17 protein-coding genes and 1 tRNA gene are annotated in these 25361 nt (G+C 40.9%); 4 read left to right on the forward strand and 14 right to left on the reverse strand.

Going from position 1 to position 25361, the window contains the following annotated elements; all coding sequences use genetic code 11:
• Positions 1-93: 93 nt before the first annotated feature.
• The 7 genes from ACRZ9O_RS04380 to lhgO form a co-directional block, all read right to left on the reverse strand.
• Positions 94-1233, reverse strand: coding sequence for a 2-isopropylmalate synthase (locus ACRZ9O_RS04380; protein ID WP_459456724.1), 1140 nt, complete (start codon positions 1231-1233; stop codon positions 94-96).
• 308 nt (positions 1234-1541) lie between these two features.
• The gene (gene ilvC, locus ACRZ9O_RS04385) at positions 1542-2585 is read right to left on the reverse strand and encodes a ketol-acid reductoisomerase (RefSeq protein WP_130896031.1); all 1044 of its coding nucleotides are present in this window, start codon (positions 2583-2585) and stop codon (positions 1542-1544) included.
• Between the two features lie 33 nt (positions 2586-2618).
• Positions 2619-3152: an acetolactate synthase small subunit gene (gene ilvN, locus ACRZ9O_RS04390; protein ID WP_459457040.1), complete on the reverse strand. Its 534-nt coding sequence runs from the start codon at positions 3150-3152 to the stop codon at positions 2619-2621.
• A gap of 5 nt (positions 3153-3157) precedes the next feature.
• On the reverse strand, positions 3158-4900 hold the full coding sequence (gene ilvB / locus ACRZ9O_RS04395; RefSeq protein WP_459456726.1) for a biosynthetic-type acetolactate synthase large subunit: 1743 nt from the start codon (positions 4898-4900) through the stop codon (positions 3158-3160).
• Positions 4901-4982: 82 nt separating this feature from the next.
• Positions 4983-6659 (reverse strand): dihydroxy-acid dehydratase, encoded by a 1677-nt coding sequence (ilvD, locus tag ACRZ9O_RS04400; protein WP_459456728.1) that lies wholly within the window; start codon positions 6657-6659, stop codon positions 4983-4985.
• 104 nt (positions 6660-6763) lie between these two features.
• Entirely contained in the window at positions 6764-8512 is a 1749-nt protein-coding gene (locus tag ACRZ9O_RS04405; RefSeq protein WP_459456730.1) for an ABC transporter ATP-binding protein, read from the reverse strand.
• 5 nt (positions 8513-8517) lie between these two features.
• Complete coding sequence (gene lhgO / locus ACRZ9O_RS04410; protein ID WP_459456732.1) at positions 8518-9717, reverse strand: L-2-hydroxyglutarate oxidase; 1200 nt, start codon at positions 9715-9717, stop codon at positions 8518-8520.
• 69 nt (positions 9718-9786) lie between these two features.
• Between lhgO and ACRZ9O_RS04415 the strand changes: the two genes are divergently transcribed.
• From ACRZ9O_RS04415 to ACRZ9O_RS04425, 3 genes are all read left to right on the forward strand, one after another.
• Entirely contained in the window at positions 9787-10938 is a 1152-nt protein-coding gene (locus tag ACRZ9O_RS04415) for an anhydro-N-acetylmuramic acid kinase (RefSeq protein WP_459456734.1), read from the forward strand.
• A gap of 215 nt (positions 10939-11153) precedes the next feature.
• Complete coding sequence (locus tag ACRZ9O_RS04420; RefSeq protein ID WP_459456736.1) at positions 11154-11870, forward strand: RluA family pseudouridine synthase; 717 nt, start codon at positions 11154-11156, stop codon at positions 11868-11870.
• 12 nt (positions 11871-11882) lie between these two features.
• Positions 11883-11954: transfer RNA gene (locus ACRZ9O_RS04425), tRNA-Arg, on the forward strand.
• 52 nt (positions 11955-12006) lie between these two features.
• On the opposite strand, the gene ACRZ9O_RS04430 is transcribed toward ACRZ9O_RS04425, so the two are convergent.
• From ACRZ9O_RS04430 to ACRZ9O_RS04450, 5 genes are all read right to left on the reverse strand, one after another.
• Positions 12007-12330 carry a hypothetical protein gene (locus ACRZ9O_RS04430; RefSeq protein ID WP_459456738.1) on the reverse strand — a complete coding sequence of 108 codons (324 nt, stop codon included), beginning with the start codon at positions 12328-12330 and terminating at the stop codon, positions 12007-12009.
• A gap of 15 nt (positions 12331-12345) precedes the next feature.
• Positions 12346-12837, reverse strand: coding sequence for a hypothetical protein (locus ACRZ9O_RS04435; RefSeq protein WP_459456740.1), 492 nt, complete (start codon positions 12835-12837; stop codon positions 12346-12348).
• 157 nt (positions 12838-12994) lie between these two features.
• Entirely contained in the window at positions 12995-16585 is a 3591-nt protein-coding gene (locus ACRZ9O_RS04440; RefSeq protein WP_459456742.1) for a VCBS repeat-containing protein, read from the reverse strand.
• A 97-nt stretch (positions 16586-16682) separates the two neighbouring features.
• Positions 16683-18476 (reverse strand): RagB/SusD family nutrient uptake outer membrane protein, encoded by a 1794-nt coding sequence (locus ACRZ9O_RS04445; RefSeq protein WP_459456744.1) that lies wholly within the window; start codon positions 18474-18476, stop codon positions 16683-16685.
• Between the two features lie 70 nt (positions 18477-18546).
• On the reverse strand, positions 18547-21726 hold the full coding sequence (locus tag ACRZ9O_RS04450) for a SusC/RagA family TonB-linked outer membrane protein (RefSeq protein WP_459456745.1): 3180 nt from the start codon (positions 21724-21726) through the stop codon (positions 18547-18549).
• Between the two features lie 368 nt (positions 21727-22094).
• Between ACRZ9O_RS04450 and ACRZ9O_RS04455 the strand changes: the two genes are divergently transcribed.
• A complete protein-coding gene (locus tag ACRZ9O_RS04455; RefSeq protein ID WP_459456747.1) occupies positions 22095-22907 on the forward strand; it encodes an NAD(P)H-hydrate dehydratase in 813 nt (270 codons plus the stop codon).
• Between the two features lie 286 nt (positions 22908-23193).
• On the opposite strand, the gene ACRZ9O_RS04460 is transcribed toward ACRZ9O_RS04455, so the two are convergent.
• Together ACRZ9O_RS04460 and ACRZ9O_RS04465 are read right to left on the reverse strand one after the other, a co-directional pair.
• The gene (locus ACRZ9O_RS04460; protein WP_459456749.1) at positions 23194-23847 is read right to left on the reverse strand and encodes a L,D-transpeptidase family protein; all 654 of its coding nucleotides are present in this window, start codon (positions 23845-23847) and stop codon (positions 23194-23196) included.
• Positions 23848-23889: 42 nt separating this feature from the next.
• Positions 23890-25323, reverse strand: a complete 1434-nt coding sequence (locus ACRZ9O_RS04465; protein WP_459456751.1) for a Gfo/Idh/MocA family protein — start codon at positions 25321-25323, stop codon at positions 23890-23892.
• Positions 25324-25361 lie beyond the last annotated feature (38 nt).

A 25361-nucleotide genomic window follows, 5' to 3' on the forward strand; every position in this document is an offset into this window, starting at 1 on the left:
ATTTCATAAGATAATTAAAAAAGGGAACCTAGGTTCCCTTTTTTAATACCAACTCTATACTTTATTCTTTATGCTCTATGCTTTTAATTAAAATTAACCAATGAGCTCATTTAAATCCTCATCATGAATCATCTTCCTTTCATCCGCCATTAATAAAAAGCGCGTATAAATTTTATCTAATTCCGGCTTCTCAAAATCGAAACCTAGGAGAGTCAAACGGTGGCGCAAGGCAGCGCGACCTGAGCGGGAGGTTAATAAAATGGCGGACGATGAAACACCCACATCTTCGGGGTTCATAATTTCATAGTTTTGGGCATGTTTCAGGAAACCATCTTGATGAATACCTGACGAATGCGCAAAAGCATTTGCTCCTACAACTGCCTTGTTCGGCTGCACGTGCATTCCCATTAAATTAGAAACGAGCGTACTGGTAGGGTACAAATATTTTGGTTTAATACCTGTTGTAAAACCTAAATCTTTGTGCACGTTCAAAATCATCGCCACTTCCTCTAAAGAAGTATTGCCAGCTCGCTCTCCTATGCCATTAATCGTTACTTCGACTTGACGTGCACCGGCCTGAATACCCGCAATGGTATTCGCAGTAGCTAAGCCTAAATCATTATGATTATGCATCGAGATTGTAGCCTGGTGAATATTATCGACGTTTTCGTATAAATACTTAATACGATCGTGCATCACATGAGGTAACAAATATCCGGTTGTATCTGGAAGGTTCACGACTGTTGCTCCAGCTTTAATCACTTCACGAGTCAACTGCGCTAAAAATGCCAAATCAGCTCTACCGGCATCTTCTGCAAAAAACTCGACATCTTCTACGAAGGATTTGGCATACTTAACAGCCCAAACCCCGCGTTCTATTATTTCTTCGCGTGTTGAATTGAATTTATGTTTGATGTGAACATCTGATGAACCGATACCTGTATGAATACGTGGTTTGCGTGCAGATTTGAGGGCTGCAACTGCGGCATCGATATCTTCTTTTTTGGCACGCGTTAAGGCACAAATTGTGGGTTCTTTAACCGCATCACAAATGGCTTGAACCGAGGCAAAATCACCTGGCGATGAGATGGGAAAACCTGCTTCAATAATATCTACTCCTAGCAACTCGAGTTGTAAAGCAACTTCTACTTTTTCTTCTCGGTTTAATTGGCAGCCGGGAACTTGTTCGCCGTCACGTAAGGTGGTATCAAAAATTTGAATGCGGTTACTCATCTGATTTTAGGTGTTTTATTTCGATGTGAAATTACATCTAATTCAGTTTGCGAACAAACAAAGCTCAAAGACCAAAGACCAAAGTTCAGATTAAAAATCTTAATATTCATGAAAATAAGATTAATTAACTACTAAAAATCCTTAAAATGAGTATAAAAAAGACCATTAATCTAAAATACAAAACAACGTCAGAAAATAAAATTTTGCATTTTTTTAAGAGAATGATCAAATTTTACAGACAAAACATGAAACAAAAAAAGGGCAGACACATAAAGCATCTACCCTCTTTCAAATCCCAAAAGGGAAATTTAGTTATTTTCTGGACGTAAGCTACGTACCGCTGCACCGGCTCTCCACATTTCCATATCTGCCATTTCTTTCAATTCAGCATCTAATTTCACGCGGTAATCTGGTTGAGAATTCAATGTAATTGAACGCTCTGCTTCTGCTTGTGTTTTCACTGAGTTGTATAATTGCTCAAATACAGGCTTAGTAGCGTCACGGAAAGGCTTCCACCAATCCAATGCACCACGTTGTGCCGTAGTAGAACAGTTTGCATACATCCAATCCATTCCGTTCTCAGCAACTAATGGCATTAACGATTGCGTTAATTCCTCCACTGTTTCGTTGAATGCTTCAGATGGAGAGTGACCGTTCGCGCGTAATACATCGTATTGTGCAGCGAAGATTCCTTGGATAGCTCCCATTAAAGTTCCACGCTCACCTGTTAAGTCAGACGTTACTTCTTTGTAGAAATCAGTTTCGAATAAATAACCAGAACCTACCCCGATTGCCATCGCGATACATTTCTCACGCGCTTTTCCTGTTGCATCTTGGTAAACAGCGAACGAAGAGTTCAAACCTTTACCTGCTACGAATAAACGACGTAATGAAGTTCCTGAACCTTTAGGTGCAGCTAAGAATACGTCCACATCTGCTGGAGGAACGATTCCTGTTTTCTCTTTGTACGTGATACCAAAACCGTGAGAGAAATAAAGTGACTTTCCAGCCGTTAAATATTTCTTCACTGTAGGCCATAATTCGATTTGAGCGGCATCCGAAAGTAAGTAACAAATGATCGTTCCTTTTTCTAACGCTTCTTCGATTTCAAATAAAGTCACACCTGGAACCCAACCGTCAGCGACAGCTTTGTCATAAGTTTTACCTTTACGTTGACCTACGATTACATTCAGACCATTGTCTTTCATGTTTAACGCTTGTCCAGGACCTTGAACTCCATATCCGATCACGGCGATCGTTTGGTCTGCTAATACTTGCCTAGCTTTCTCTAATGGAAACTCTTCTCTTGTTACGATGTCTTCAACAACTCCACCGAAATTAATCTTTGCCATTTTTGTGTTATTTAATTTATATTCTTTGTTCGATTATACGATTTCCCAATTGCCTTCTTCCGGCAAAAACTCCACTAAGCCTTTCTCCGTTTTACCCACGGCAACTCGACCTGACTTAACGTATTCTAAAATTTCCCATTTCTTTAAATAGGCATAAAACTCTTGAATTTCTTCTTCTGAGCCATTCTTTTCTACGACTACATAATCCAGTCCAAAATGCACAATCTTCGCATTCCAATCTAAATTAATTGTCTTCACATCCACTGGAGTACCTCCTAGCGGAGTGGCAATCTTAAATAAGCCAATTTCGTTAAATACGATTTCGTCATCTAAGTAACCAAACACTGCGAGAACGTCGGTTACTTTACGGATTTGGCGAACTAATTTCTCCACGAATTCTCGATTTTCGTGCTTAATCACAATCGTAAAACGTGATACGCCTCTACGCTCTGTCTCTGAAACCGTTAAACTCTCGATATTTACTCGACGACGCGTGAAAATAATCGTGATGCGATTCAATAAACCGACCGTATTAGTCGTAAAAACGGAAATAGTGTAATTCGTCAACATAATTATTCTAGCCTCACACTCGTTACACAGCCACCTGCAGGTACCATGGGGAATACATTTTCCTCTTTTTCACAAACGATTTCTAACAGATAAGGCTTATCTGAATTCAATAAAGTATCTAATGAATCGCTTAATTCCGCCCGATCTGACACGGTGTGACCTGCAATGCCAAAACCTTTCGCAATCGTAATAAAATCAGGGTTCTGCAATTCAACAAATGAATAACGGTTATCAAAGAACAATTGCTGCCATTGGCGCACCATGCCTAAGAAGTTATTATTCAAGATAATTATTTTCACGGGCAAACCGCTTTGCGCGATCGTACCTAGTTCTTGCAAAGTCATTTGGAAACCACCATCACCGATGACCGCCACTACTTCGCGTTCTGGTACCGCTACCTTCGCTCCAAAAGCCGCAGGCAAGGCAAAGCCCATCGTTCCTGCTCCACCTGAGGTAACAATTGAATTGCGCTTTTTGAAACGGTAATAGCGATTGGTGATCATTTGGTGCTGACCTACGTCAGTTACGACAACGGCTTCCCCTTTGGTTTTTTCAGACAAGAGATTTACAGCCTCACCCATCTTGATCTTATCCCCTTCGTGAAATAAGTCTTTCAAGGTTATTTTTTCATACTCCTCATCGTCGTATTTCTTGAATTCTGCCCTCCACTCGCTGTGATCCGCTTTATTCACTAACGGCAAAAGTGCCTTTAAAGCAGCTTTCGCATCGCCTACGACAGGAGCATCAGCTTTCACATTTTTATCGACTTCACTAGGGTCTATCTCGATATGAACTACTTTCGCTTGCTTCGCGTAAGTCGCTAAATCTCCCGTAATACGGTCATCAAAACGCATCCCAATCGCGATTAAAACGTCGCAAGAATTCGTTAATACGTTTGCACCATAATTTCCGTGCATACCCGGCCAGCCCACATAAAGCGGGTGATCAGCATCCATAGAAGACATACCTAACAAAGTAGTCGCCACCGGAATACCCGTTTTATCTACAAAATCATTTAATTCTTTTTCCGCGCCAGCAATAATAATACCATGACCGGCTAATATATACGGACGTTTTGCCCCATTGATTAATTTCGCTGCCGCCTCCACGTGCTCTGCTTTAGGCTCTACGCGTGGCTTGTAGGAAATGATCGACTTGCAAGGTTTGTATTCGAATGGCACGGTCATCAAATCTGTTTGAGCCGTACGTGTGATATCAATTAAAACGGGGCCAGGACGGCCTGTTTCTGCGATGTAGAAGGCCTTTGCCATGATCTCAGGGATCTCATTCGCATCTACTACTTGGTAATTCCACTTCGTCACAGGCATCGAGATACCGATCAAATCGCATTCTTGGAACGCGTCGGTTCCTAATAAATTTCCTTTTACTTGCCCTACAATACACACCAATGGAGTAGAATCCAACATGGCATCTGCGATAGGTGTGATTAGGTTCGTAGCCCCAGGACCAGAAGTTACCATGCAAACTCCCGCTTTGTTTAGCATGCGAGCATAACCTTGAGCGGCATGTCCTGCACCTTGTTCGTGGCGTACTAAGATATGTTTTAAGCGATCTTGGTAATCATAAAGCGCATCATAGGTAGGCATAATGGCACCACCTGGGTAACCAAAAATCGTATCCACACCCTGCTCTACCAATGATTGCATGATAGCTTGGGCACCTGACAAAAATTTCTTTTGGCCAGGTTGATTAGCTGCTTCGGTTTGAGTTTGGGTTTGTCCCATGGTTAACAATTTTCAAAAATTCTGTCTCAATGTAATAGAAAGCCCAATTTAAGCCTTCTGGATAGATAAAAAAATTATTTTCTTATAAATCCGTCACACATCCCTGACTAGCAGAGGATACGTTTTTAATATATTTACGTAGAACGCCTTGCTTAAACGGAGACTCAATCGGCTTCCAATTCTTTTTACGTTCTGCTAATTCTTCCTCCGATACGTGCAACACCAAGGTATTGTTTACCGCATCAATCGTAATTTTGTCCCCGTCTTTCACTAAGCCGATTGGACCGCCTTCTTGTGCTTCTGGCGTCACGTGTCCTACTACAAATCCGTGTGTACCTCCAGAGAAACGACCATCCGTGATCATCGCTACCGAGTTTCCTAGACCTGCACCGATAACGGCCGAAGTAGGCTTTAACATTTCTGGCATACCCGGGCCACCTTTAGGTCCTTCATTGCGAATCACGATGACGTGACCTGCTTTGATTTCCCCTTTCGAGATGTATTCGATCACCTCTTCTTCGCGCTCACAGACTTTGGCAATACCCTCGAAACGCTCGCCTTCCTTACCTGTAATCTTCGCCACGGCACCGCCTGGAGCTAAATTACCATACAGAATCTGCAAGTGACCTGAAGGTTTCAATGGTTGCGTGATAGGGAAAATAATTTTTTGTGTGTCAAAATTCAAGTCCGGAGCCTCCGCTAGATTCTCCGCCATCGTCTTTCCTGTCACCGTCAAACATTCGCCGTGTAACAAGTCTACACTATGTAAATATTTCAAAATCGCTGGCATTCCGCCGATCGCTAACACGTCTTCCATGTAGTATTTACCACTTGGCTTTAAGTCTGCGATCAAGGGCGTGCGATCTGAAATAGCTTGAATATCTTCTAACGTAAACGTGATTCCAGCGGCGTGTGCGATCGCTAAATAGTGAAGCACCGCGTTTGTAGAACCTCCTAAGGCCATCACCACCGTCATCGCATTCTCGAATGCCTTGCGCGTCATGATGTCACGCGTACAGATGTTTTTCTCTAATAATACTTTCATCGCCGCGCCTATCGCTAAACACTCCTCTTTCTTGCCTTCATGCGTGGCTGGATAGGTCGATGAATTTGGTAGTACTAAGCCCATCGCTTCCATGGAAGAAGCCATCGTGTTCGCTGTGTACATACCACCGCAGGCTCCTGCTCCTGGGATTGAATTGCGAATAACGCCTTCATAATCCTCGTCAGAGATGGTTCCTGCATATTTTTTTCCCAAAGCTTCGAATGCCGAAACGATGTCTAATTTTTCTCCTTTGTAAGAACCGCTGCGAATCGTTCCGCCATACACTAGCATCCCTGGGCGATTCAAACGAGCCATCGCCATCATGGCACCTGGCATATTCTTATCACAACCTACGACCGCGATAACGCCATCGTACCATTGTGCCCCTACCACATTTTCGATTGAATCTGCGATGATATCACGTGATGGCAACGAATAGCTCATCCCGTCATTTCCGTTCGTCATTCCGTCCGAAACCCCGATTGTGTGGAAGATCAAACCAACCATTCCATTCTCTTGGATCCCTTTTTTCACGTGAACAGATAAGCCATTCAAGTGCATGTTACAGGTGTTGCCCTCATAACCCGTACTTGCGATACCGATTTGGGCTTTGTTCATATCCTCGCTTGTTAAGCCGATACCGTAGAGCATCGCTTTCGCAGCGGGATTAGATACTTCCTGAGTTAATGTCCGTGAATACTTATTTAATGACATAGGGTTTAAGAAATTTTTTCAAACAACAAATATACGCAATTCGATTTGTAGACAGGTTAATTATGCCAAAGAATCTTTGGCAATTATAGAAAAAGCAAAATTAATTATTTGTTTTCTCCTACCTGCTGTCTCCACATCGCAAAATACAATCCTTTACTCGCCACTAAATCGTCGTGCGAGCCTTGTTCTACAATCTGTCCTTTCTCTAGCACATAGATCCGCGTCGCGTGCATCACCGTCGATAATCGGTGGGCAATTAAGATCGTAAGGTGCTCCGTATCAACGGATAAAGAACGAATCGTCTCGGAAATTTCTTCTTCTGTCAAAGAATCCAATGCCGAAGTCGCTTCATCAAAAACCAATAAATTAGGATCACGCAACAAGGCGCGCGCGATACTCAAGCGCTGCTTCTCGCCGCCGGACACTTTCACGCCACCCTCCCCGATCAAGGAATCTAACCCTTTGTCGGCTCTGGCTAATAAAGTTTGGCAGGCAGCCTTTTCTAACACGGCCATACATTGTGCGTCCGTCGCATTCGGGTTTACGAACAACAAGTTCTCGCGAATGGAACCGGAGAACAATTGCGTGTCTTGGGTAACAAACCCGATCTTCTTGCGCAACACATCGAAATCGATCGCGTCACTTGGTTCGCCGTTGTAATATACTTGTCCTTTTTTGGGACGATAAAGACCAACCAGTAATTTCACTAAGGTCGACTTTCCTGCACCTGATGGTCCCACGAAAGCAATCGTTTCGCCGCCTTTTACGGAGAAGGTAATTCCGTCCAAAGCTTCCGTCGTGGCAGACTGGTGTTTGAAAGAAACGTGATCGAACTTCAATTCCTGAATAGACGAAATCGCCTTCGGGTTAGCAGGCTTCTTCTCCGATGGAATACTTAATACCTGCTCGAAATTTTGGAGAGACACCTCTGCCTCGCGGTAGGTATTCACCACATTCCCAATCTCTTGCAAGGGGTTAAATAAGAAGAACGAATAAATATTCAACGAATAGAATTGACCGATCGTGATCTTTCCCTCGTAGATCAAGTAGATCAACACGACCACCATCAGCATACGCAACAAGTTCACGCAGGTTCCTTGAACAAAGGCCATCGAACGCACATAACGCACTTTCTTTAACTCTAACTTCAGGATTTTCTCTGTCGTCGCATTTAAGTGGGCGATCTCTTGCTCCGCTAAACCTAAAGATTTCACCAGCTCGATATTGCGCAAGGATTCTGTTGTAGATCCGGCTAGACCCGTCGATTCCTTCACGATTTCGATCTGAATCACTTTAATCTTCTTACTTAAAACGGACGAAACATAACCGATTAGTGGGCCCGTAATTAAGAAAAGGGGCATCACCATCCAATGCACCGAAAAGGCATAGACCGAGATAAAGATCAAGGCGATGATCGATTGGAATAAAATGTTAATTCCTAGCGTGATCAACTTTTCTACGTCCGTGCGGACTTTTTGGAGCTTACCCAAGGTCTCGCCCGATCTTTGGTCCTCAAACGTCTCGTAAGGTAACTCCAAGGAGTGGCGAATGCCGTCTGAATAGAGGTTTGCGCCTACTTTTTGGGTAACTGTATTGATGAAATAATCCTGAAAGTTTTTTGCCACTCGGCTCACGAAAGCCACGCCCACGGACGCTAAGGCCAAAGGCCAAATCGCCGCCACGAACTGGTCCATCGTGTGAGTATCCGAGCGGTACACCGCCGCCACATCGTCGATGATCTTCCTAAATATATAGGGATCCATCAACGAGAAGATCTGGTTCGTGGCTGCCAAAGCTAATGCCCCCACCACGCGCCAGCGGTATACTTTTAAATAATTCAGTAATAATTTCATATTTTTTAGAATCTACTTAAGGCCATCTCGGAGATGGTTTTTCCAATCGCTAAAGAGGAGGTCGCCGCCGGACTAGGCGCATTTAATACATTAATTACTTTCGCGTCTTCTACGATCGAGAAATCATCTAATAAACCGCCATTTCTATCGCAAGCCTGAGCACGAACACCCGCCCCGCCTTCGACTAAATCGTTGATTTGAATCTCTGGGATTAATACTTGTAAGGCTTTCGTGAAGGCCTCTTTCGAGAAGCTTCGGTACATTTCACCTAAACCAGTTTCCCAGTATTTCATAGCTACTTTTTGGAATCCTGGCCAGGTTAAGGTTTCCCAAAGCTCCTTCGCATCTATCCCTAATTTCTTGTAACCCTCTTTCTTAAAGGCCAAAACCGCATTCGGCCCCGCCTCCACGCCTCCTTTCATCATACGAGTGAAGTGAACGCCTAAGAACGGGAAGTTCGGATCTGGCACCGGATAAATCAGGTTCTTGACTAAGTATTCTTTCTCTTTTCTTAACTTGAAGTATTCCCCGCGGAACGGCACGATGCGTACGTCCAGAGGTTCTTTTTGGGTCATCTGCGCCACTTTATCCGAGTAAAGTCCGGCACAGTTGATTACTAATTTTGCTTCGTAGACTGACTTCGTCGTCTCCACGATCGAGAAGGTCAAACCTTTCTTGATATCAATCACTTGCTCACCTAGGTGCATTTCACAACCCTTGATTTGGGTTCCTACGGCTAATTTTGCAGCGACTGCTCGGTAATCCACGATTCCCGTTTGAGGAACGAACATCCCTTCTACACCCGTAACATGCGGCTCGTATTCGCGCATTTCTGCTAGGCTCATTTTTTTCAATCCATCCAGGCCGTTTTGTTGACCTCTTTGGTACAAATTCTCCAATTGCACGCGCTGATCGTTCGTCGTTGCGACGACGATTTTACCCGTTAATTCGAATGGAATGTTCTCTTTCGTGCAATAATCAATCAATTGATGGTAACCCTCAATACAATTCTTGGCCTTCAAAGAACCCGGTTTGTAATACAATCCGGAATGAATCACGCCAGAATTATTGCCTGTTTGGTGCATAGAGACCATGCTTTCTTTCTCAAACAAAGCGATATGAAGATCAGGTCTCGCCTCTAATAAGCGATGCGCCGTTGCTAGGCCCACGATGCCGCCGCCTACGATGATTACGTCTAATGCCATAAATTGAAATGTTGAACAACAAATATACGGCGAATCGATGGTAAAAAGAATTATTCGTAGCTTTGAAGTATGAATCCTAGGATCGAACAATTGTATCAAATTTCCAAAGCCCCTACTCGGACCATTTTAGGTCTCATGTCGGGTACGTCCTTGGATGGTTTGGATTTAGCTTTAGTTCGCTTCACCGGTTTTGGGCTGGATACTTCGTACGAGATTTTGCACTACGATACCCGCCCTTATCCGGCCGATTTCAAGGAATCGATTCGTTCGGTTTTTGCCAAAGAAAACATTCATTTCCCTACCCTTTCCACACTTAACGCGCAAATTGGACGTTTGCACGCTTCGCTCATTTTAGAAGTTTTAGCTGGCTGGGGTGTGAAACCTTCCGAGGTAGACGCGATTGCCTCCCACGGCCAAACCGTCATGCACCGACCTGATAGAACAGGCAAACTCCCGCATTCGACCTTGCAAATAGGCGACGGAGATCACATCGCCTTGTTAACGGGCATCATTACCCTTTCCGACTTCCGCCAAAAACATGTGGCAGCCGGTGGAGAAGGAGCTCCTTTGGCGATGTTCGGTGATTATTTCTTATTCTCGAAAAAAGGGGAACATCGGATTTTATTAAATATAGGCGGCATCGGAAACTTTACCTATTTGCCTGCATCGGGAGATCCAGCTGGCATTTTAGTGACTGACACCGGCCCAGGAAATACCTTGATCGACGCTGCAGTTCGCCGCTATTTCAATCAAGCGTATGACGATAATGGAGTCATCGCCCTTTCCGGAAAAATCGACGCTGGAATTTTAGCCGAACTCATGAGCCTGAGCTTTTTCAAGGATTCATTCCCTAAAAGCACCGGCCCCGAATACTTTAATTTAGACATTGTTCACGCCTCCATCAGCCCAGCTGATTTAGTCGCGAACTTAACGGAATTCACCGCCCAAAGCATTGCCCTCGCCATGAAAACCTATATTCCATCTGGTATTGATGGTACCGTTTACGTCAGTGGTGGTGGCAGCAAAAACCCTGTGATTATGGCCCGTTTAACCGAGCTTCTTCCTTTCCGCGTTTGCGAAAGCGATGAGCTAGGAATGCCTTCGGCGGCAAAAGAGGCAGTTTTATTTGCTTTGCTGGCGAATGAGACGTTAGCGGATTCGCCTGGTGCGGAGAGGTTAGGGGATTCGCCGTGGGAAAATTTTGGAAAAATATCGTTATGACGATATTTTTCCAAAATTTTTAGATTAGAGATAAGAGAGTAGAGAGTGTAGATTTAAAGCATAGATCATAAAGCACAAAGAATAAAAATAGAGTAAAGATTATAGAGCAAAGAGTAGAGATTATGCCCTGCGGACTCATTTCCTCCGGACTATCGACTAGTGACTATTGACTGCCCACTAACAACTGACGACTAAGCCGTGAAACGGCGAAACATATGAAATACAAATTTACCGATTCCATCCTTTTCGAAGATGCTGATTTTATTGTGATTAACAAGCCCTCTGGCATTTCGACGCTGGATGAGCGGAAGGATGATCTAGCGCCTGCCATCTTGCGTTTAGCGAAGGAATATTCGTCTGATGCGCAGGTGGGACACCGTTTGGACAAAGAAACATCTGGGGCATTAGTGATCGCGAAAAATCCCGAGGCCTACCGCCACATCTCGATGCAATTCGAGCACCGCGAAACGGCGAAACGCTACCATGCGGTCGTGGAGGGCATGCAGGACTGGGATGGCTTTTTGGTGAACTTACCCATATTGCCTTTAAAAGACGGAAAAGTGGTGATCGATCGGGCCAAAGGAAAACACGCCGAAACCTGGTTCCGAACTTTGAAAGTATTCCGAGGATATACCTTGGTAGAATGCATGCCCATCACCGGTCGCATGCACCAAATCCGCATCCACCTCACCTGCCTTAAAGCACCTATTGTTTCTGATGCGATGTACGGCGGACCCGAGATCTACCTTTCTGATTTGAAACGCAATTTCCATTTGAAAAAAGACACAGAAGAACTACCAGTCATGCGCCGTGTTGCGTTGCATGCACACAGTTTGTCCTTTAACTTACTGAATGGCGACCCAATCACGGTCGAAGCACCCTACCCAAAAGATTTCAATGTCCTGGTCAAGACTTTAGAGAAGTATTCGTAATTTTACAGCCCTGGCTCCGTAGTTCAATGGATAGAATGTAGGTTTCCGGTACCTAAGATGAAGGTTCGATTCCTTCCGGGGCTACTCCATTAATAAAAAAGGCTTCCTTATGTTGGGAAGCCTTTTTTTTTGATAATTAGTTTTGTTTAAGCTTGAATAAAAAGATCATATTATCAGGATCAATATAATAACCTGCGTCCATAAATGAATCTTTATCTCTGCCAATATACAATCCATTGCCAGATGTTTTACTTTCCTCATGGTAAGTAAAATTCTGCTGAGATACTAATTCCTCTTCTCCATCATTTGTTAAAAGTAAAACTCCTTCCGATGAAGAAAGTATACTAACCTTTAGTCTTTCTAATTGCTTCTTACTTAAAGCCAAATAACAGTCATTATAAATAACAAAAAAACGCCAAACAATATCCCTAGCCGTATTATTAGTACCATCAGCCTTCACCTCTTCATTGGCTAATTACATTTGTAATACTTTTCTTTTATTATTATTGTCATCCTCTATGGAAGGTTGTTTTACATTTAATAAAAAAGACTCTTCTGTAGAGTCGGGGTAAGAAATGGTCAACAACTTATTTTTCAAAACCTCTACTTTAGGCATTTTGGCATTAAACCATTCCTTTGTATTGGCGGTTACTAACTGATTAAATCGAGTAGTATCTTGAATTTTAAAATTAGACTTCACCCCATAAAATGTAAAATCTTCAACGTCTAAAATTTCAGGCAAACTAGCTACCCCACTACGCCTATTACTTTCCTCATAATTATCATAAGTGGTAAATGTAGTATTACCGATTATAACTTTCGCTAATTCAAATTTGAATGTGTAATTAATCAATGGAACCTGTTTGAAAAAGTAATTATTCAAAAAATCAGTAGATGAATTTTGTGCAAACCCATTCAAATGGATAAGTAGAAGTAAAGCGAATGCAGCAGCTAATTTATTTTTCATAACAATATTATTTTACCCAAAAATACTCAAGTCTACTGTATTCCTAAAGGCTAAATAGTTTCAAACAAGGGACGCTATGCTTTGTTTGTCAAAGAAGATGGGACAACAACCTTTCGAAATGCCATTGTGAATATTTCACCGAACTCAGAATTGTTAACTACAAATTAGATAAGCTTCTCGTCCGTTTTAGCTTTTGATTAAACATTTCCGCTTGCAGAATACTGCCATTCAGCCACATTCTTTGGCTATTTTGCGACATGTGTGTGTTACCTAAAGGAAATTCCTCTCTTCTTTTCTTGCCATTCTTTAATGTTAGTATGGCCGAAAACTCCTCTTTATCTACTAAAAAATCTTTAGCGCGTTTATTCAAAGCGTAAGTTTTTAAAGGCCCGAGATTTTGTGAATTCATTAAAAGCAAATTTCCTTTACTCGACTTGATTTTGACCAATGCTTTACTATCACCGTCAAAATTCAAACCACTTTGCCCTAACTGAATCTCTCTAAATTTCCCTTGACCATTACCCTTCAAAAACAGACCTTTAGATGCATCTAATCGACCTGTGCTTATTTCATTGCCGTAATCATTTCCACTTAATACCATGTCCAAATTGCCATCTTCATCAAAATCTTGAACTTGGATCGCTAAAACAGGTGAAACTTGGGCTAATCGAGGTAAGGCGAAAATTCTGAATTTCCCTTTACCTAGATTTTCTATATAACTAGAGTTCATCCAATTAGCTTCTAAAACCAAGGCTTTACCCAATTCCTCCTTGGTTAACACATCATTTATACCTGCGACGGAAAATTTAGCATAGTTATCAAATCTTTTTCTAATCTGTATAAATTGTTTAGCCAAATCGTCTCTCGTATTGAAGGGAAATTCTTTTTTCTTTCCTTTTTGGTCTTTAAAATATACCGTTGGAATGGCATCAAAAGTACCATCTCCATTGAAATCTGCCGCGTATATTTTGGTTGGTGTGTCATCACTTGCCCGATGCAACGTGTTTTGGCCTAAATTCCCAGCCACATAATCCATATCGCCATCATTGTCAAAATCGCCAGCAGCTAAACTATTCCACCATCCCGATTTGTGTTCAATTCCAGTCGATTGAATCGATTTGAATTTACCTTTCTCATTTTTAAAGATTTTAATTGGCATCCATTCCCCAGCCAAAATCAAATCTTGCCATCCATCATTATCCGTATCTGACCATAAAGCATCAGAGATCAACCCGATTTTATTTAATTCAGGTGCGATCTGATTAGTCACATCCGTAAATTTCAATTTTGGAAATTCGTTTCTCAATAGATAGCTACTCACAGGTCTCGGGTAAAAACCAGGTTCGACTCTATTACCCACAAACAAATCAAGGTCACCATCGTGGTCAAAATCAACTGCTTTCACACAGGAACCACTTTTAGCAAATGCGGGCAAAATGGAATTATTTTCTGTAAAATGCCCTTTGCCATCATTGATGAATATTCGATCCTGGTAACCTGGATCCAACAAGGGTAATTCATTACTACCACTTACTAAGTATAAATCTAAATCGCGATCATTATCCACATCAAAAAGCAATGCACCCATGTCTTCTTGACTTTTAGCAAAGCCATCCTTACCAGAAAGTAGATCCATAGACTTGAAGTTTCCATTCTTGTCTTGAATTAAAAAATTACCTTTATGCTTACTAGAGCCGCCAATGAACACATCTTCGATTAAATCCCCATTAACATCTCCTACGGCAAGACAAGGGCCTTGTTGAGAGAATTTATGAGGTAACAATTTTTGATTATTGTAATCAATCGCATCGTCTTCAATGTGCTGATACAGTAGGTTCAATTGATCGCTAACTTCTGTGAATAAAGTAGTGGAGTTGCCAGAAATCGGCGCATAAGATTGTGCATTTTTTTCTTCTAAGGTAATTACCTGATTAGCTTTCAGATGCCTCAAAATTTGTTGCTTGCCATTTGGCCAACTAATTTTTAATTCATCTATCTCTTTTGTCTCACCTAAACCAAAATGCGCAATAGATTCAATAGTAGACAAATAGCCCCTGTAGGGTGTAAATTCATAAAATTGAAGCTGATTTTTATTGTATTTAATTTGTATGCTTGCCCCAATTCCCTGAATATTTTGATCGGAACCCTTCAGTTGAACACGCAGAAAATGGCTTTTATCCGGTGCAAGTTGCATGGCATTATTCCGGTAAACAGAGGCTGAATCATTGATATTATTAACCACATAATCTAAATCTCCATCATTGTCTAAATCAGCATAAGCTGCTCCATTGGAAAAACTAGGATTTTTAATTCCCCATTTTTGAGAAACATCTTCAAAACCTACGTTACCCGTATTTCTAAAGGCATAATTCGGAATTTTTACAGAAGAAATCACCTCTAAAAGGTATTTTGGCTCGGCAAAATTGCCCCTTTCAGCACGATAAACCATGAAATCTTGTTCTGTAATATCTTTGGGAAAACCATTCGTTATAATCATATCCCGAAGTCCATCGTTATCGAAATCAGTTACCATAGGCGTCCAACTCCAATCTGTTTCAGCAACACCCGCAAACAGACCGATTTCACTAAACGCTGGAATACCTGTTTTCGGGTCTTTTCCTCGATTTAACTGCAGCGTATTTCTGGGAAACTGATAAACATAACCAAACTTGTCGTTATTTTGATACGTTTGATAATTATTGGCCATTGTTAGCATTTTTTTACGGTAGTTATCCGCAGCCATCATATCAACCGCCATAATATCCACTAAACCATCATTATTGATGTCATTGACATCATTTCCCATTGCAGAATGAGAGGTATGCTTAAAATAGAGATCAGCTTGGTCGATAAAACCCGTATGCTTACCATTTTTGTGCTGATTAATGTACATTAAATCATTGCTGAGGTAATCATTCGTCACATAGATATCTTTCCAACCATCTTGATTAATATCTGTAATATTGATTCCTAGGCCAAAACCTTCAATCAATATACCCTCTTCTTTGGAGACATCTGTAAAATGGGCATGTCGCGTTTTAGGGTCATAATCATTTCGATATAATCTGTCGGTTAATCTAGAAGAGCCATCTTTCACCTTAGGATGATACATATTAGGATAATGAATATCGGCCATCTCATCGACCACCACATAAAGATCTAAATCGCCATCATTATCGTAATCAAAAAAATTCGCATTGGTGGTATGAGTCGTATCGGCTATACCATATTCCTCCGCCATATTCTTAAAACTAGGAACACCTTGTTTATCCAATCCTTGGTTAACATAAAGAATATTAGCCCTTTCCTTTCCTACTTTCTTAACGGTAGCACAGACATAAATATCAAGCAAATGATCATTATTAATATCTACCAAAGCAACCCCAGAATTCCATTTACCTTCACCAGCCACATTAGCCTGTTTAGTAACATCCTTAAACTTCAGTTGATTATTTTTATCGACACCTTCATTCAGGTACAACCGATTAGCGACCTGATTACCAGTAAAGTAAATATCTACTTTTTGATCATTATTAAAGTCCCCTAATGCCACACCACCCCCATTATAGACATATTCAAATGTGAGAATGTTCATCGTATCATTTTCAGTAATTCTATTCGAAAACTGAATACCTGTTTCATCAACTGAGAGCTCAGTAAATAAACTATCTTCTTGACTTTGACAGCTTTGTAAAAAACCACAAAACAAAATAAAATAAAGACTAATGTAGGAGGAATTGAATTTCATAAATGGACTGAATTATTTACTAAAAATAGCAAAAAAAAAGAACAGAGACAGCAAACGCCATCTCTGTTCTTTAAAATTTAGCAAATTTCCTTAAATACTATTTGTAAGAAGGATCTTGTACTAATGTTGGTTTTCCATCTTTCTCAGATTGGTCAATTGCCTCTTGAGGAAGAGGGAAGAACTCGTGCTTACCTTTTACGAAAGTAGCACCTTTCTTGTATACACGCTTAGTTGCTTCAACAGCATTGTAAGCATTCAACACCTCTGCTGCAATTCCCCATCTTTGTAAGTCAAAGAAACGGTGACCTTCCATAGCAAATTCAAGACGTGTCTCAAAACGAACTGCTTTACGAGCAACCGCTTGATCAGACCATGGAGCTGTGTAATTTTTGATTACATAATTTGCAGCTGGAACTGGAGCACCACTTGCAGTGAACTCTAACTTGTATGCATCACGAGTTGCACCTTGAGTAGCTTTTTGAACGAAACCAGCTGGATTAGCGGCACGAGTTCTGATTTGATTAACCAATGCACGTGCTTTCTCTAAACTACCGATTTCAACCTCAACCTCAGCTAACCATAATAAGATCATGCTATAACGCAAGATTCTATAGTTGTTAGATGTTAAGTTACCCCAACCATTGATTCCAGTAAATGCTTTAGATGGAATGTGTTTCTTAGGTGAGTATGGTCCTGCATAAGTTTGATCACGGATGAAATCCAAGTTGTGGATTTTGTAATCAATAAATAGGATACCTCTACGACCAACATTATGATCTAAACGTGGATCTAATTCACCTTCGTAAGGAGTGTAATCAGCATCAATTTTTACACCTTGATCATTCTTAACATCGCTGTTATTGAATGTATCTAACATTGGTAAACCATTTTCAGTCTTGTGTGCGTTAACCAAGTTTTGAGACGGCTGGTAAAAACCACAACATCCCCAAGGTGAAGCATAAGGGTGAGCAAGACCCACACCAGCGTTAGCAGCATCAGCATTAGCTGAAGAAGAAGCGTACTGAATTTCAAAAATTGATTCAGCGTTGTTACGAGTGCTAGCATCATGGTTATCTCTGTAAAGATCTACCAATTTGAATCTACCACTGTTAACGATTTCTTCTAATACTGTTTTTGCTTCGCCTAACTTAGCAGCATTAGCAGCACCAGTAGCAATATTCCAACCTTGGAACATGTATGCCTTAGCTAATAAAGCTTTAGCAGCCCACTTAGTAGGACGACCCACTTGAGATTGCTTGTCTGGTAATACAGCAGCAGCAGCCTTTAAGTCGTTCTCAATTTTAGTCCAAGCTTGAGGATCAACTGGAACTTTAGTTGATTGAAGATCATTCAAATCAAAGATTGCATCATCAATGTAAGGAATGTTTTTAAACATTTTCTTAGCTTCGAAATGAAACAATGCTCTTAAGAATTGAGCTTCAGCTTTGATTTGAGCAGCACGATCAGGAGAGATATCCTTTACACTCTTCAATGTATTGATCGCATCGTTAGCACGAGCAGCACCTTTGAACAAACCTCTGTATTTGTTCTTAATGTGTCCGTTCGTTGCTTGGAAATCCCAAGTCTCAAGGAAAGATTGCTCCGGTTGATCACCCGCATCTGTTCCTTTGTAAGCATCATCTGAAGTTAAACCACCAAATACCCAGCTTTGGATATCATTCTCCCAAGGAGCTTGGCCATCTAAACCTTGACCATCAAGCATAGAATAAGCACCTATAAGTACTCCTTCAACACCCTTAGCCGTTTGCAAGGCTGCTGGGCTATACTGAGCTTGCGGCTGAAGAGTTAAGAATTCATCGCTACATGCTGTAGCAATTCCTAACACGATACCAGCTGACAAGAACATTTTTAAAATATTATTGCGTTTCATATTTTTGTTTTTATTAAAAATTTAACAATGTTCAAACTTTATAATAAACTGTATAACAGTGAATTACTAATTAAAATCCAAGGTTAAGACCTAAAATAAAAGTTCTTGATACAGGCATATAACCACCATCAAAACCAATTGTATTATCAGCTCCAGTTTGGATTTCAGGGTTAAGTCCTGAATAATTCGTAAACGTTGCTAAATTTTGTGCTTGTACATAAATTTGAGCATTGTCTAAACCAAATTTCTTACCTAGAGAACGAGGTAAATTATACGTTAATTGAACATTCTTGATACGTAAGTATGAACCATCTTCTAAGAAATAGCTTGAAGGACGGCTTGATACTTGGTCGTTAGCATCCATGATAGGCACAGTACCACCTTTGTTAGTTGGTTGCCAAGCCTCATATAATGCACGCTTAGAACGGTTTCCTTGGAATGAATTGAAATCAGAGAAGAAACGAGTATAGTTAAAGATATCATTACCTTGAGATCCGTTAGCAAATACTGTTAATTCAAATGCTTTATAGCCTAAGTTCAAATTTAAACCATATGTGAATTCAGGGTGAGGTGAACCGATGATCGTACGGTCAGCATCAGTAATTTTATTATCACCATTGATATCAGCATATTTGAATTTACCCGCTTTATTGTAATTTTCATATGGAGCCCAAGCTTTAGCTTCTTCGTCAGATTGGAAGATGCCTAAAACTTTGTATCCGTAGAAAGAAGAAAGTGGTAAACCAGCTTGAGTTAATGTAACAGCAGGAACACGAGAACCATATCCGAAGAAACGCGTATTAGGAGATGCATCTAATTTATCTACATTATTTGTGTAAGTAGATAAGTTACCTGAAATAGCGTAACGTAAATCACCTACTGAATTTTTGTAGCTAATTCCTAAGTCAACTCCTTTGTTAGTCATTTGACCTACGTTGAAAGCCGGAGCTCTAGCATCACCTGCAGTGAAAGTAATAGGTGTTGTGAATAACATATCAGATGTTACACGATTCCAAACATCCAATTCAACTGTTAAATGGTTGTCTAACAAAGCAGCATCTAAACCGAAGTTAGTTGAAGTTGTAGTTTCCCACTTAGCATTAGGGTTACCAAATGCATTAGCATCATAACCAATTGCTGGAGTAGTTTGAGAACCATCGATTGGATAACCAGCATTGAAAATGTTTGAACGGTAAGTAGTGTAAGCATTGTAGTTACCAATTTTTTGGTTACCTGTCTTACCCCAACCGAAACGTAATTTCAAGTCATTAACAAAAGTAAGTTGATCTTTCATGAAACTTTCTTCTGATAAACGCCATCCTAAAGAGAATGCAGGGAAAAGTGCATTACGAGAAGCTGACAAGAATCTAGACGATGCGTCATTTCTAACGATTGCTTGGAATAAATATTTGTCTCCATAAGCATAGTTAAATTTACCGAATTGAGAAGATAATGTATAATCATTACCTACGCTACCATAGTTAGAAACTCTTGTAGGATCTCCTAGATCTAAATAACCCATAATCGAAGGAATTTCGAAAGCATACCCATTACGACCTGCTCCAAAATATTCTCCAAACGCTTTGATTGACTCTAAACCTACATAAGCATCAATTTTGTGAACATCATTGAATGTCTTAGTGTATGATAGCGTATTTTGCCATACCCATTGGTAATCGTAGCTTGTATTAGAAGTAGAACCGTTATTGAAGCTACCTTCTACGTATTCTGGGTTAGCACGTCCTAAGTATTTACCATTGCTAGTTGTAGCATCGATACCAAAACTAGTTTTAGCAGTAATTCCTGCAACGATATCAAATTCAGCATAAACGTTACCGAATGCTCTCATACCGTAACGTCTGTTATCAGCCTCACGCGCTAAAGTAGCGTATGGGTTAGAGTTGTTACCTAAGTTAGCACCACGGCTACCAGCGAAGTTACCAGCAATATCATAAATTGGCAATAAAGGATGGTGCTTGTAAGAACCAGAAACAGCATTTTGCTCTTCGTTGTTACCGAAACCACCTTTACGGTTATCAATAGCTACTGTAAAGTTTTCACCTACACGCAATCTTTTGTTTATCGCAGAAAACTCTGTGTTAGAACGTAAAGTATAACGATCGTAACCAATGAACTTAACTACACCATCTTGACTAAACATACCTAATGATAAAGCATACTTGCTATTTTCTGTAGCACCGCTTGCGCTCAATTGGTAGTTCATGATAGGAGCAGATTGAGTCATAGCACCCCACCAATACGTATCTGCAGCTTTAGTAATTGCATAAATATTGTCAGGAGTTAATGAATATAATTTAGGATCTACACCAGCAGAACCCGCTTTTCCAGCACTTGGGAATACATAATCAGGGATAGAAACTTCACCATTCGATCCAAAAGTATATTGACCGTGGGATGGTGTCTTTCCAGCATATTTATCAGCTAAGTATAAATATTGTCCTAATTCTTTAGCATTTAATGATTGAACATCATTCGCAACATTTTGAGTTCCATAGTATGAACTGAAAGTAATTTTCGGTGCACCTGTTTTTCCTTTTTTAGTTGTGATGATAACAACACCATTCGCTGCACGAGAACCATAAATAGAAGAAGCAGAAGCATCTTTCAAGATTTGGATAGTCTCAATGTCATTTGGGTTTAAATTACCTTGGTTTTCAGTAGGAGTTCCATCAATAACATATAAAGGATCATTGTTACCGATTGTACCAAAACCACGAATACGTACTGTTGCGTTACCACCTGGAGTTGCATCATTTACGATAGTCACACCAGAAGCACGACCTTGTAATTGTTGAGCGAAAGTAGTTGCTGGAACAGCTTGTAAATCTTTTGCGTCTACTGTTGTTACTGCACCAGTAATAGCTCTTTTAGATTGAGAACCGTAACCTGTTACAACAACTTCATTTAAAGTAGAACTTTCTTCAGCTAAACGAACTGTAATTGAGGTTTGAGAACCTAATTTAACGTCTTGTGAAGCGAAACCTACTGAAGAAACAGTTAAAACACTGTTACTCTCAGCAGAAATAGTAAAGTTACCATTGGCATCTGATGCAACACCAGATTTAGAACCTTTAACGATAACAGAAGCACCTGGAATGCCATCGCCATCTTTTGCAGCAACGACTTTACCCGTGATCTTGTTTCCTTGAGCGGCTGCAGCATGACTCCCAAGAAACAGAACCAATACAGCAAATACACCCAGCAGTTGAGTTAGTAATTTGTTTTTCATAAAATTGTTTTTTGTTAGAAAATGTGAAAAATGGTTAATCTTTTAATTAAATAATTCTAAGTGCCCTCCTTTCTTAGTTTTTAAAATGAAACATATATTTAATAATTGGTACTATAATTATTACCAAATTGTGTTCAAATATATAACAAAATTGTTATTTTCTAAAATTATATACATTTTTTTGGCATTTTTTCTAGTAATAAGTGTGCTATACTGTCTTTTGAAAATTTGATCAAAAGCAACCATTAGCTGCTAATAAACCCCTCTTTTGAGCAAAATCGTTGTGTACTTTATTTGGAAACAGCAAGAACCTGTTATACTAATGATGAGAGATAGTTTACTTAGTCAAAAATGAATAGCTTGAGGCTATGAATCAAATCGACAATAACTGGGTTACTACCCATACTAAACACCGGCTATTAAAGGGCCATAAAAAAACGTTCGGGCATGTACTTATTATTGCAGGAAGTCCGGGTAAGGTCGGTTCTGGTATTCTGTGTGCTAGAGCAGCCTTACATGCCGGATGTGGATTAGTAACAGCTAAGATTCCAGTAGAGGGTTTATCTGCCTTGTTAACAGGGAATCCAGAAATCATGTATACGACGGCCGCCATAACTGATTTAGACCTTAGTCATTTTGATGCTATCGCAATCGGACCTGGCATCGGTTTTTCAGAGGAGGCTATCTACAATTTGAGGTATCTTTTGCTAAACTATGTGGGTCCTTTAGTCATCGACGCCGATGCGCTGAGTATTTTGGGGCTCCATCCAGATTTATTGAATCTGTTAAATGAGCGCCATATTTTGACACCGCATGTAGGGGAGTTTGCCCGTATTCAAAAATTCTCTGGAAATAGTGAGCAGCAAAGTTTTGCCTTTTCGCATGCTCATTCCACTAACCTTATTTTAAAATCCTCGCCTACCTTGGTTACACTTCCGTCTGGTCAACAATTCGTCAATACAACGGGAAATGACGGAATGGCGACAGCCGGATCTGGTGATGTCTTGACAGGGATCACGGCAGCTCTTTGCGCCCAAGGATATGAAAATGCAGATGCGGCTTGCTTAGCGGTATATGTGCATGGATTAGCAGCGGACATCGCCATTGAAACACAATCAAAATCAAGCCTCGTAGCATCCGATATAATTAACCATCTAGGTAAAACAAGACTACTTGACTAAGTCCGCAGGACGACTAAATCGCGCAGCGATGACTAAGTCCGCAGGACGACTACCGATAAACATCTTTGAAATACACCAGCTCCCCTCGTATGTCAAAATCCACTAGAGAATACCAGATTACGAGAATATATTCCTCCTTTGCTTTTAATGCCAAAGGCTTAGGGTTCTTAATGTGGTGATTGAATTTGACAGTGTCTAGTGCGATGTGATTTTCGCCTAGCAATAATCGAGCTAGTTCTTTGGGCTTTTCTATACGGATACAGCCGTGGCTGTAAAAACGCTGGGGCTATTTGAACAATTTCTTCGAATCTGTGTCGTGCAAATAGAGGCTATAGGGATTGTTGAAATGGAATTTTAAAGCACCTAAGGCATTGTTTTCTCCGCTGTTTTGGCGCAAAATATAAGGGAAATTATGCTTGTTTAAACCTGACCAATCGATTGAATTGGGATCAATCACCCGGTAATTTGAATTTAATACTTGAATCTGATTGTTATCTAAAAATGCTAGATTTCGCTTAATCTTAGGTAGCAGCTCTACGCGCGCCATGCGGGGTGTGACAAACCAATAAGGATGTATGGTCAATTCATCTACTTTGCTGAGTAAGGTACGCGTTGGACTTTTCTTTTTACCTAAAATCACACGCATCTGCAAGACTTCCTTCACATCTTCAAAAACCCGCAGTTGGGCTGCAGGAATATTAACTAAAATCACCTTGCGATTCTTGCGCAATCCATCGAGCCAGAGGTAGTCTTTTAACGCTTTTTTAAGAAGGGCTTGTTTCCCAGGATCTTTTTCAACTGCTGCTAAAGCTTGAATTTTCTGCACCTCCACACCTGAGCTGACAGAGTCCACTTTGATCGAAAAGGCTTTATAGTGAAAATCAGGTTCCTGAGCGAAAACTGAAAAAGAGAGGAAAAATAAAATGCCGCATGTACGCATGCGGCATTTTAGTCATTTTATACGCAGATAAACTAGGTTAGCCTAAACGCCTAAACTCCAACCCTCTCGATACGTGCGTTTAACAAATTGATTTGCCGCATCGAAATTCGTCACGCGCATGTTCTCATTGTCCCACAGCAATTTCGTATTCGACCCAGGATAATGATTTCCCCTTCCAGTAGTACGAGGGAAAGGCATATCTGCTACACGAATCGCTAGATTCGCCATCAAGATCGCTTCCGTTAATGGTCCAGCCATTTCAAATGAAGAACTCATTTGCTTATTTCCGTAACCAGCAATCGCACCTTCTACCCACTGGGCATAGTGACCTTCTGCACTGCCAGGTACACGTTCTAATTTTTGCTTCACCTTCACCTCTTGATTTCTAGAAAGAGGTAATAAACGTGGATTAGCTGCATATTCGCTGGCCATCATTTTACCTTTCGTACCGATAAATAGAATACCTGAGTTTCCATCACCAAACATTTCATCCGGACCTAATTCTTCTGGGCGCTCTGGTTTAATACCACCGTCCATCCAATGCATGGTTACTGGTCCTTTCGTTTTAGACGTCTTCGGGAACGTTAACGTGGCATGACTCGATGGAGGGCAGCTGTCAGGGAATACCCCTCTTTGGCCAAAAGCCGTAAAGACACTACCCACACTTGCCTGCACATCAGACGCATATTTAAGTCCTAAAACGCGGAAAGGAGCTTCCATTAAATGGCAACCTAAATCACCTAGGGCACCTGTTCCATAATCCCACCAACCTCTCCATGAGCCGGGAATCAAATTATCTACATAATCCTTATAAGGTGCCGTTCCTAACCATAAATCCCAGTCTAATCCCGCTGGAACCGGTGGCTTCGCGGTAGACCAAGGAATCCCTTGTGGCCAGATAGGACGATTTGTCCAAATTTGGACCGTATGCACATCCCCTATAATTCCTGCATCGAACCATTCCACTAATTGACGAACACCATCCCCAGAGGAACCCTGGTTACCCATTTGCGTCACGACTTTGTATTTATCAGCGGCAGCCGTTAGCATGCGCGCTTCATAAATATCGTGTGTCATCGGTTTTTGAACGTACACGTGTTTGCCCAGTTGCATGGCTGCCATCGCTTGAACCGCGTGGTTATGATCAGGCGTTGAAACAGAAACCGCATCGAAATTTTTCGATTCCACCTCCATTAGCTTACGCCAATCTTTGTAATATTTTGCTTTCGGATAGGCTGCAACGGAATCCTTTGCTTGACGATCATCTACGTCGCATAAAAAAGCAATTTCTGCTTTCCCACTTTCATAGAATTTTTTCAAATCCGATTTCCCTTTACCTCCTACTCCAATACCCGCAACGATTAATTTATCGCTGGGTGCTAAAAATCCTTTTCCTCCCAAAACATGGCGAGGAACTATATAAAAACTAGATGCTAAGGCGCTTTTTTCTAAAAAGCTACGTCTGGAGATGCTCATGATTCAATAGTTTTATAGGTTTATTTGTCCCAATATTA

It is taken from the genome of Aquirufa sp. HETE-40SA, from assembly GCF_054558635.1.

Bases quoted from the DNA above. Each gene is read 5' to 3' on its own strand.
- ACRZ9O_RS04380 (WP_459456724.1), bottom strand. From the start codon at position 1,233: ATGAGTAACCGCATTCAAATTTTTGATACCACCTTACGTGACGGCGAA.
- ACRZ9O_RS04435 (WP_459456740.1), bottom strand. From the start codon at position 12,837: ATGAAAAATAAATTAGCTGCTGCATTCGCTTTACTTCTACTTATCCAT.
- ACRZ9O_RS04420 (WP_459456736.1), top strand. From the start codon at position 11,154: ATGAAATACAAATTTACCGATTCCATCCTTTTCGAAGATGCTGATTTT.
- ACRZ9O_RS04450 (WP_459456745.1), bottom strand. From the start codon at position 21,726: ATGAAAAACAAATTACTAACTCAACTGCTGGGTGTATTTGCTGTATTG.
- ilvC (WP_130896031.1), bottom strand. From the start codon at position 2,585: ATGGCAAAGATTAATTTCGGTGGAGTTGTTGAAGACATCGTAACAAGA.
- ilvD (WP_459456728.1), bottom strand. From the start codon at position 6,659: ATGTCATTAAATAAGTATTCACGGACATTAACTCAGGAAGTATCTAAT.
- ACRZ9O_RS04440 (WP_459456742.1), bottom strand. From the start codon at position 16,585: ATGAAATTCAATTCCTCCTACATTAGTCTTTATTTTATTTTGTTTTGT.
- ACRZ9O_RS04405 (WP_459456730.1), bottom strand. From the start codon at position 8,512: ATGAAATTATTACTGAATTATTTAAAAGTATACCGCTGGCGCGTGGTG.
- ACRZ9O_RS04460 (WP_459456749.1), bottom strand. From the start codon at position 23,847: ATGCGTACATGCGGCATTTTATTTTTCCTCTCTTTTTCAGTTTTCGCT.
- ACRZ9O_RS04445 (WP_459456744.1), bottom strand. From the start codon at position 18,476: ATGAAACGCAATAATATTTTAAAAATGTTCTTGTCAGCTGGTATCGTG.
- ilvB (WP_459456726.1), bottom strand. From the start codon at position 4,900: ATGGGACAAACCCAAACTCAAACCGAAGCAGCTAATCAACCTGGCCAA.
- ACRZ9O_RS04415 (WP_459456734.1), top strand. From the start codon at position 9,787: ATGAATCCTAGGATCGAACAATTGTATCAAATTTCCAAAGCCCCTACT.
- ACRZ9O_RS04465 (WP_459456751.1), bottom strand. From the start codon at position 25,323: ATGAGCATCTCCAGACGTAGCTTTTTAGAAAAAAGCGCCTTAGCATCT.
- ACRZ9O_RS04455 (WP_459456747.1), top strand. From the start codon at position 22,095: ATGAATCAAATCGACAATAACTGGGTTACTACCCATACTAAACACCGG.
- lhgO (WP_459456732.1), bottom strand. From the start codon at position 9,717: ATGGCATTAGACGTAATCATCGTAGGCGGCGGCATCGTGGGCCTAGCA.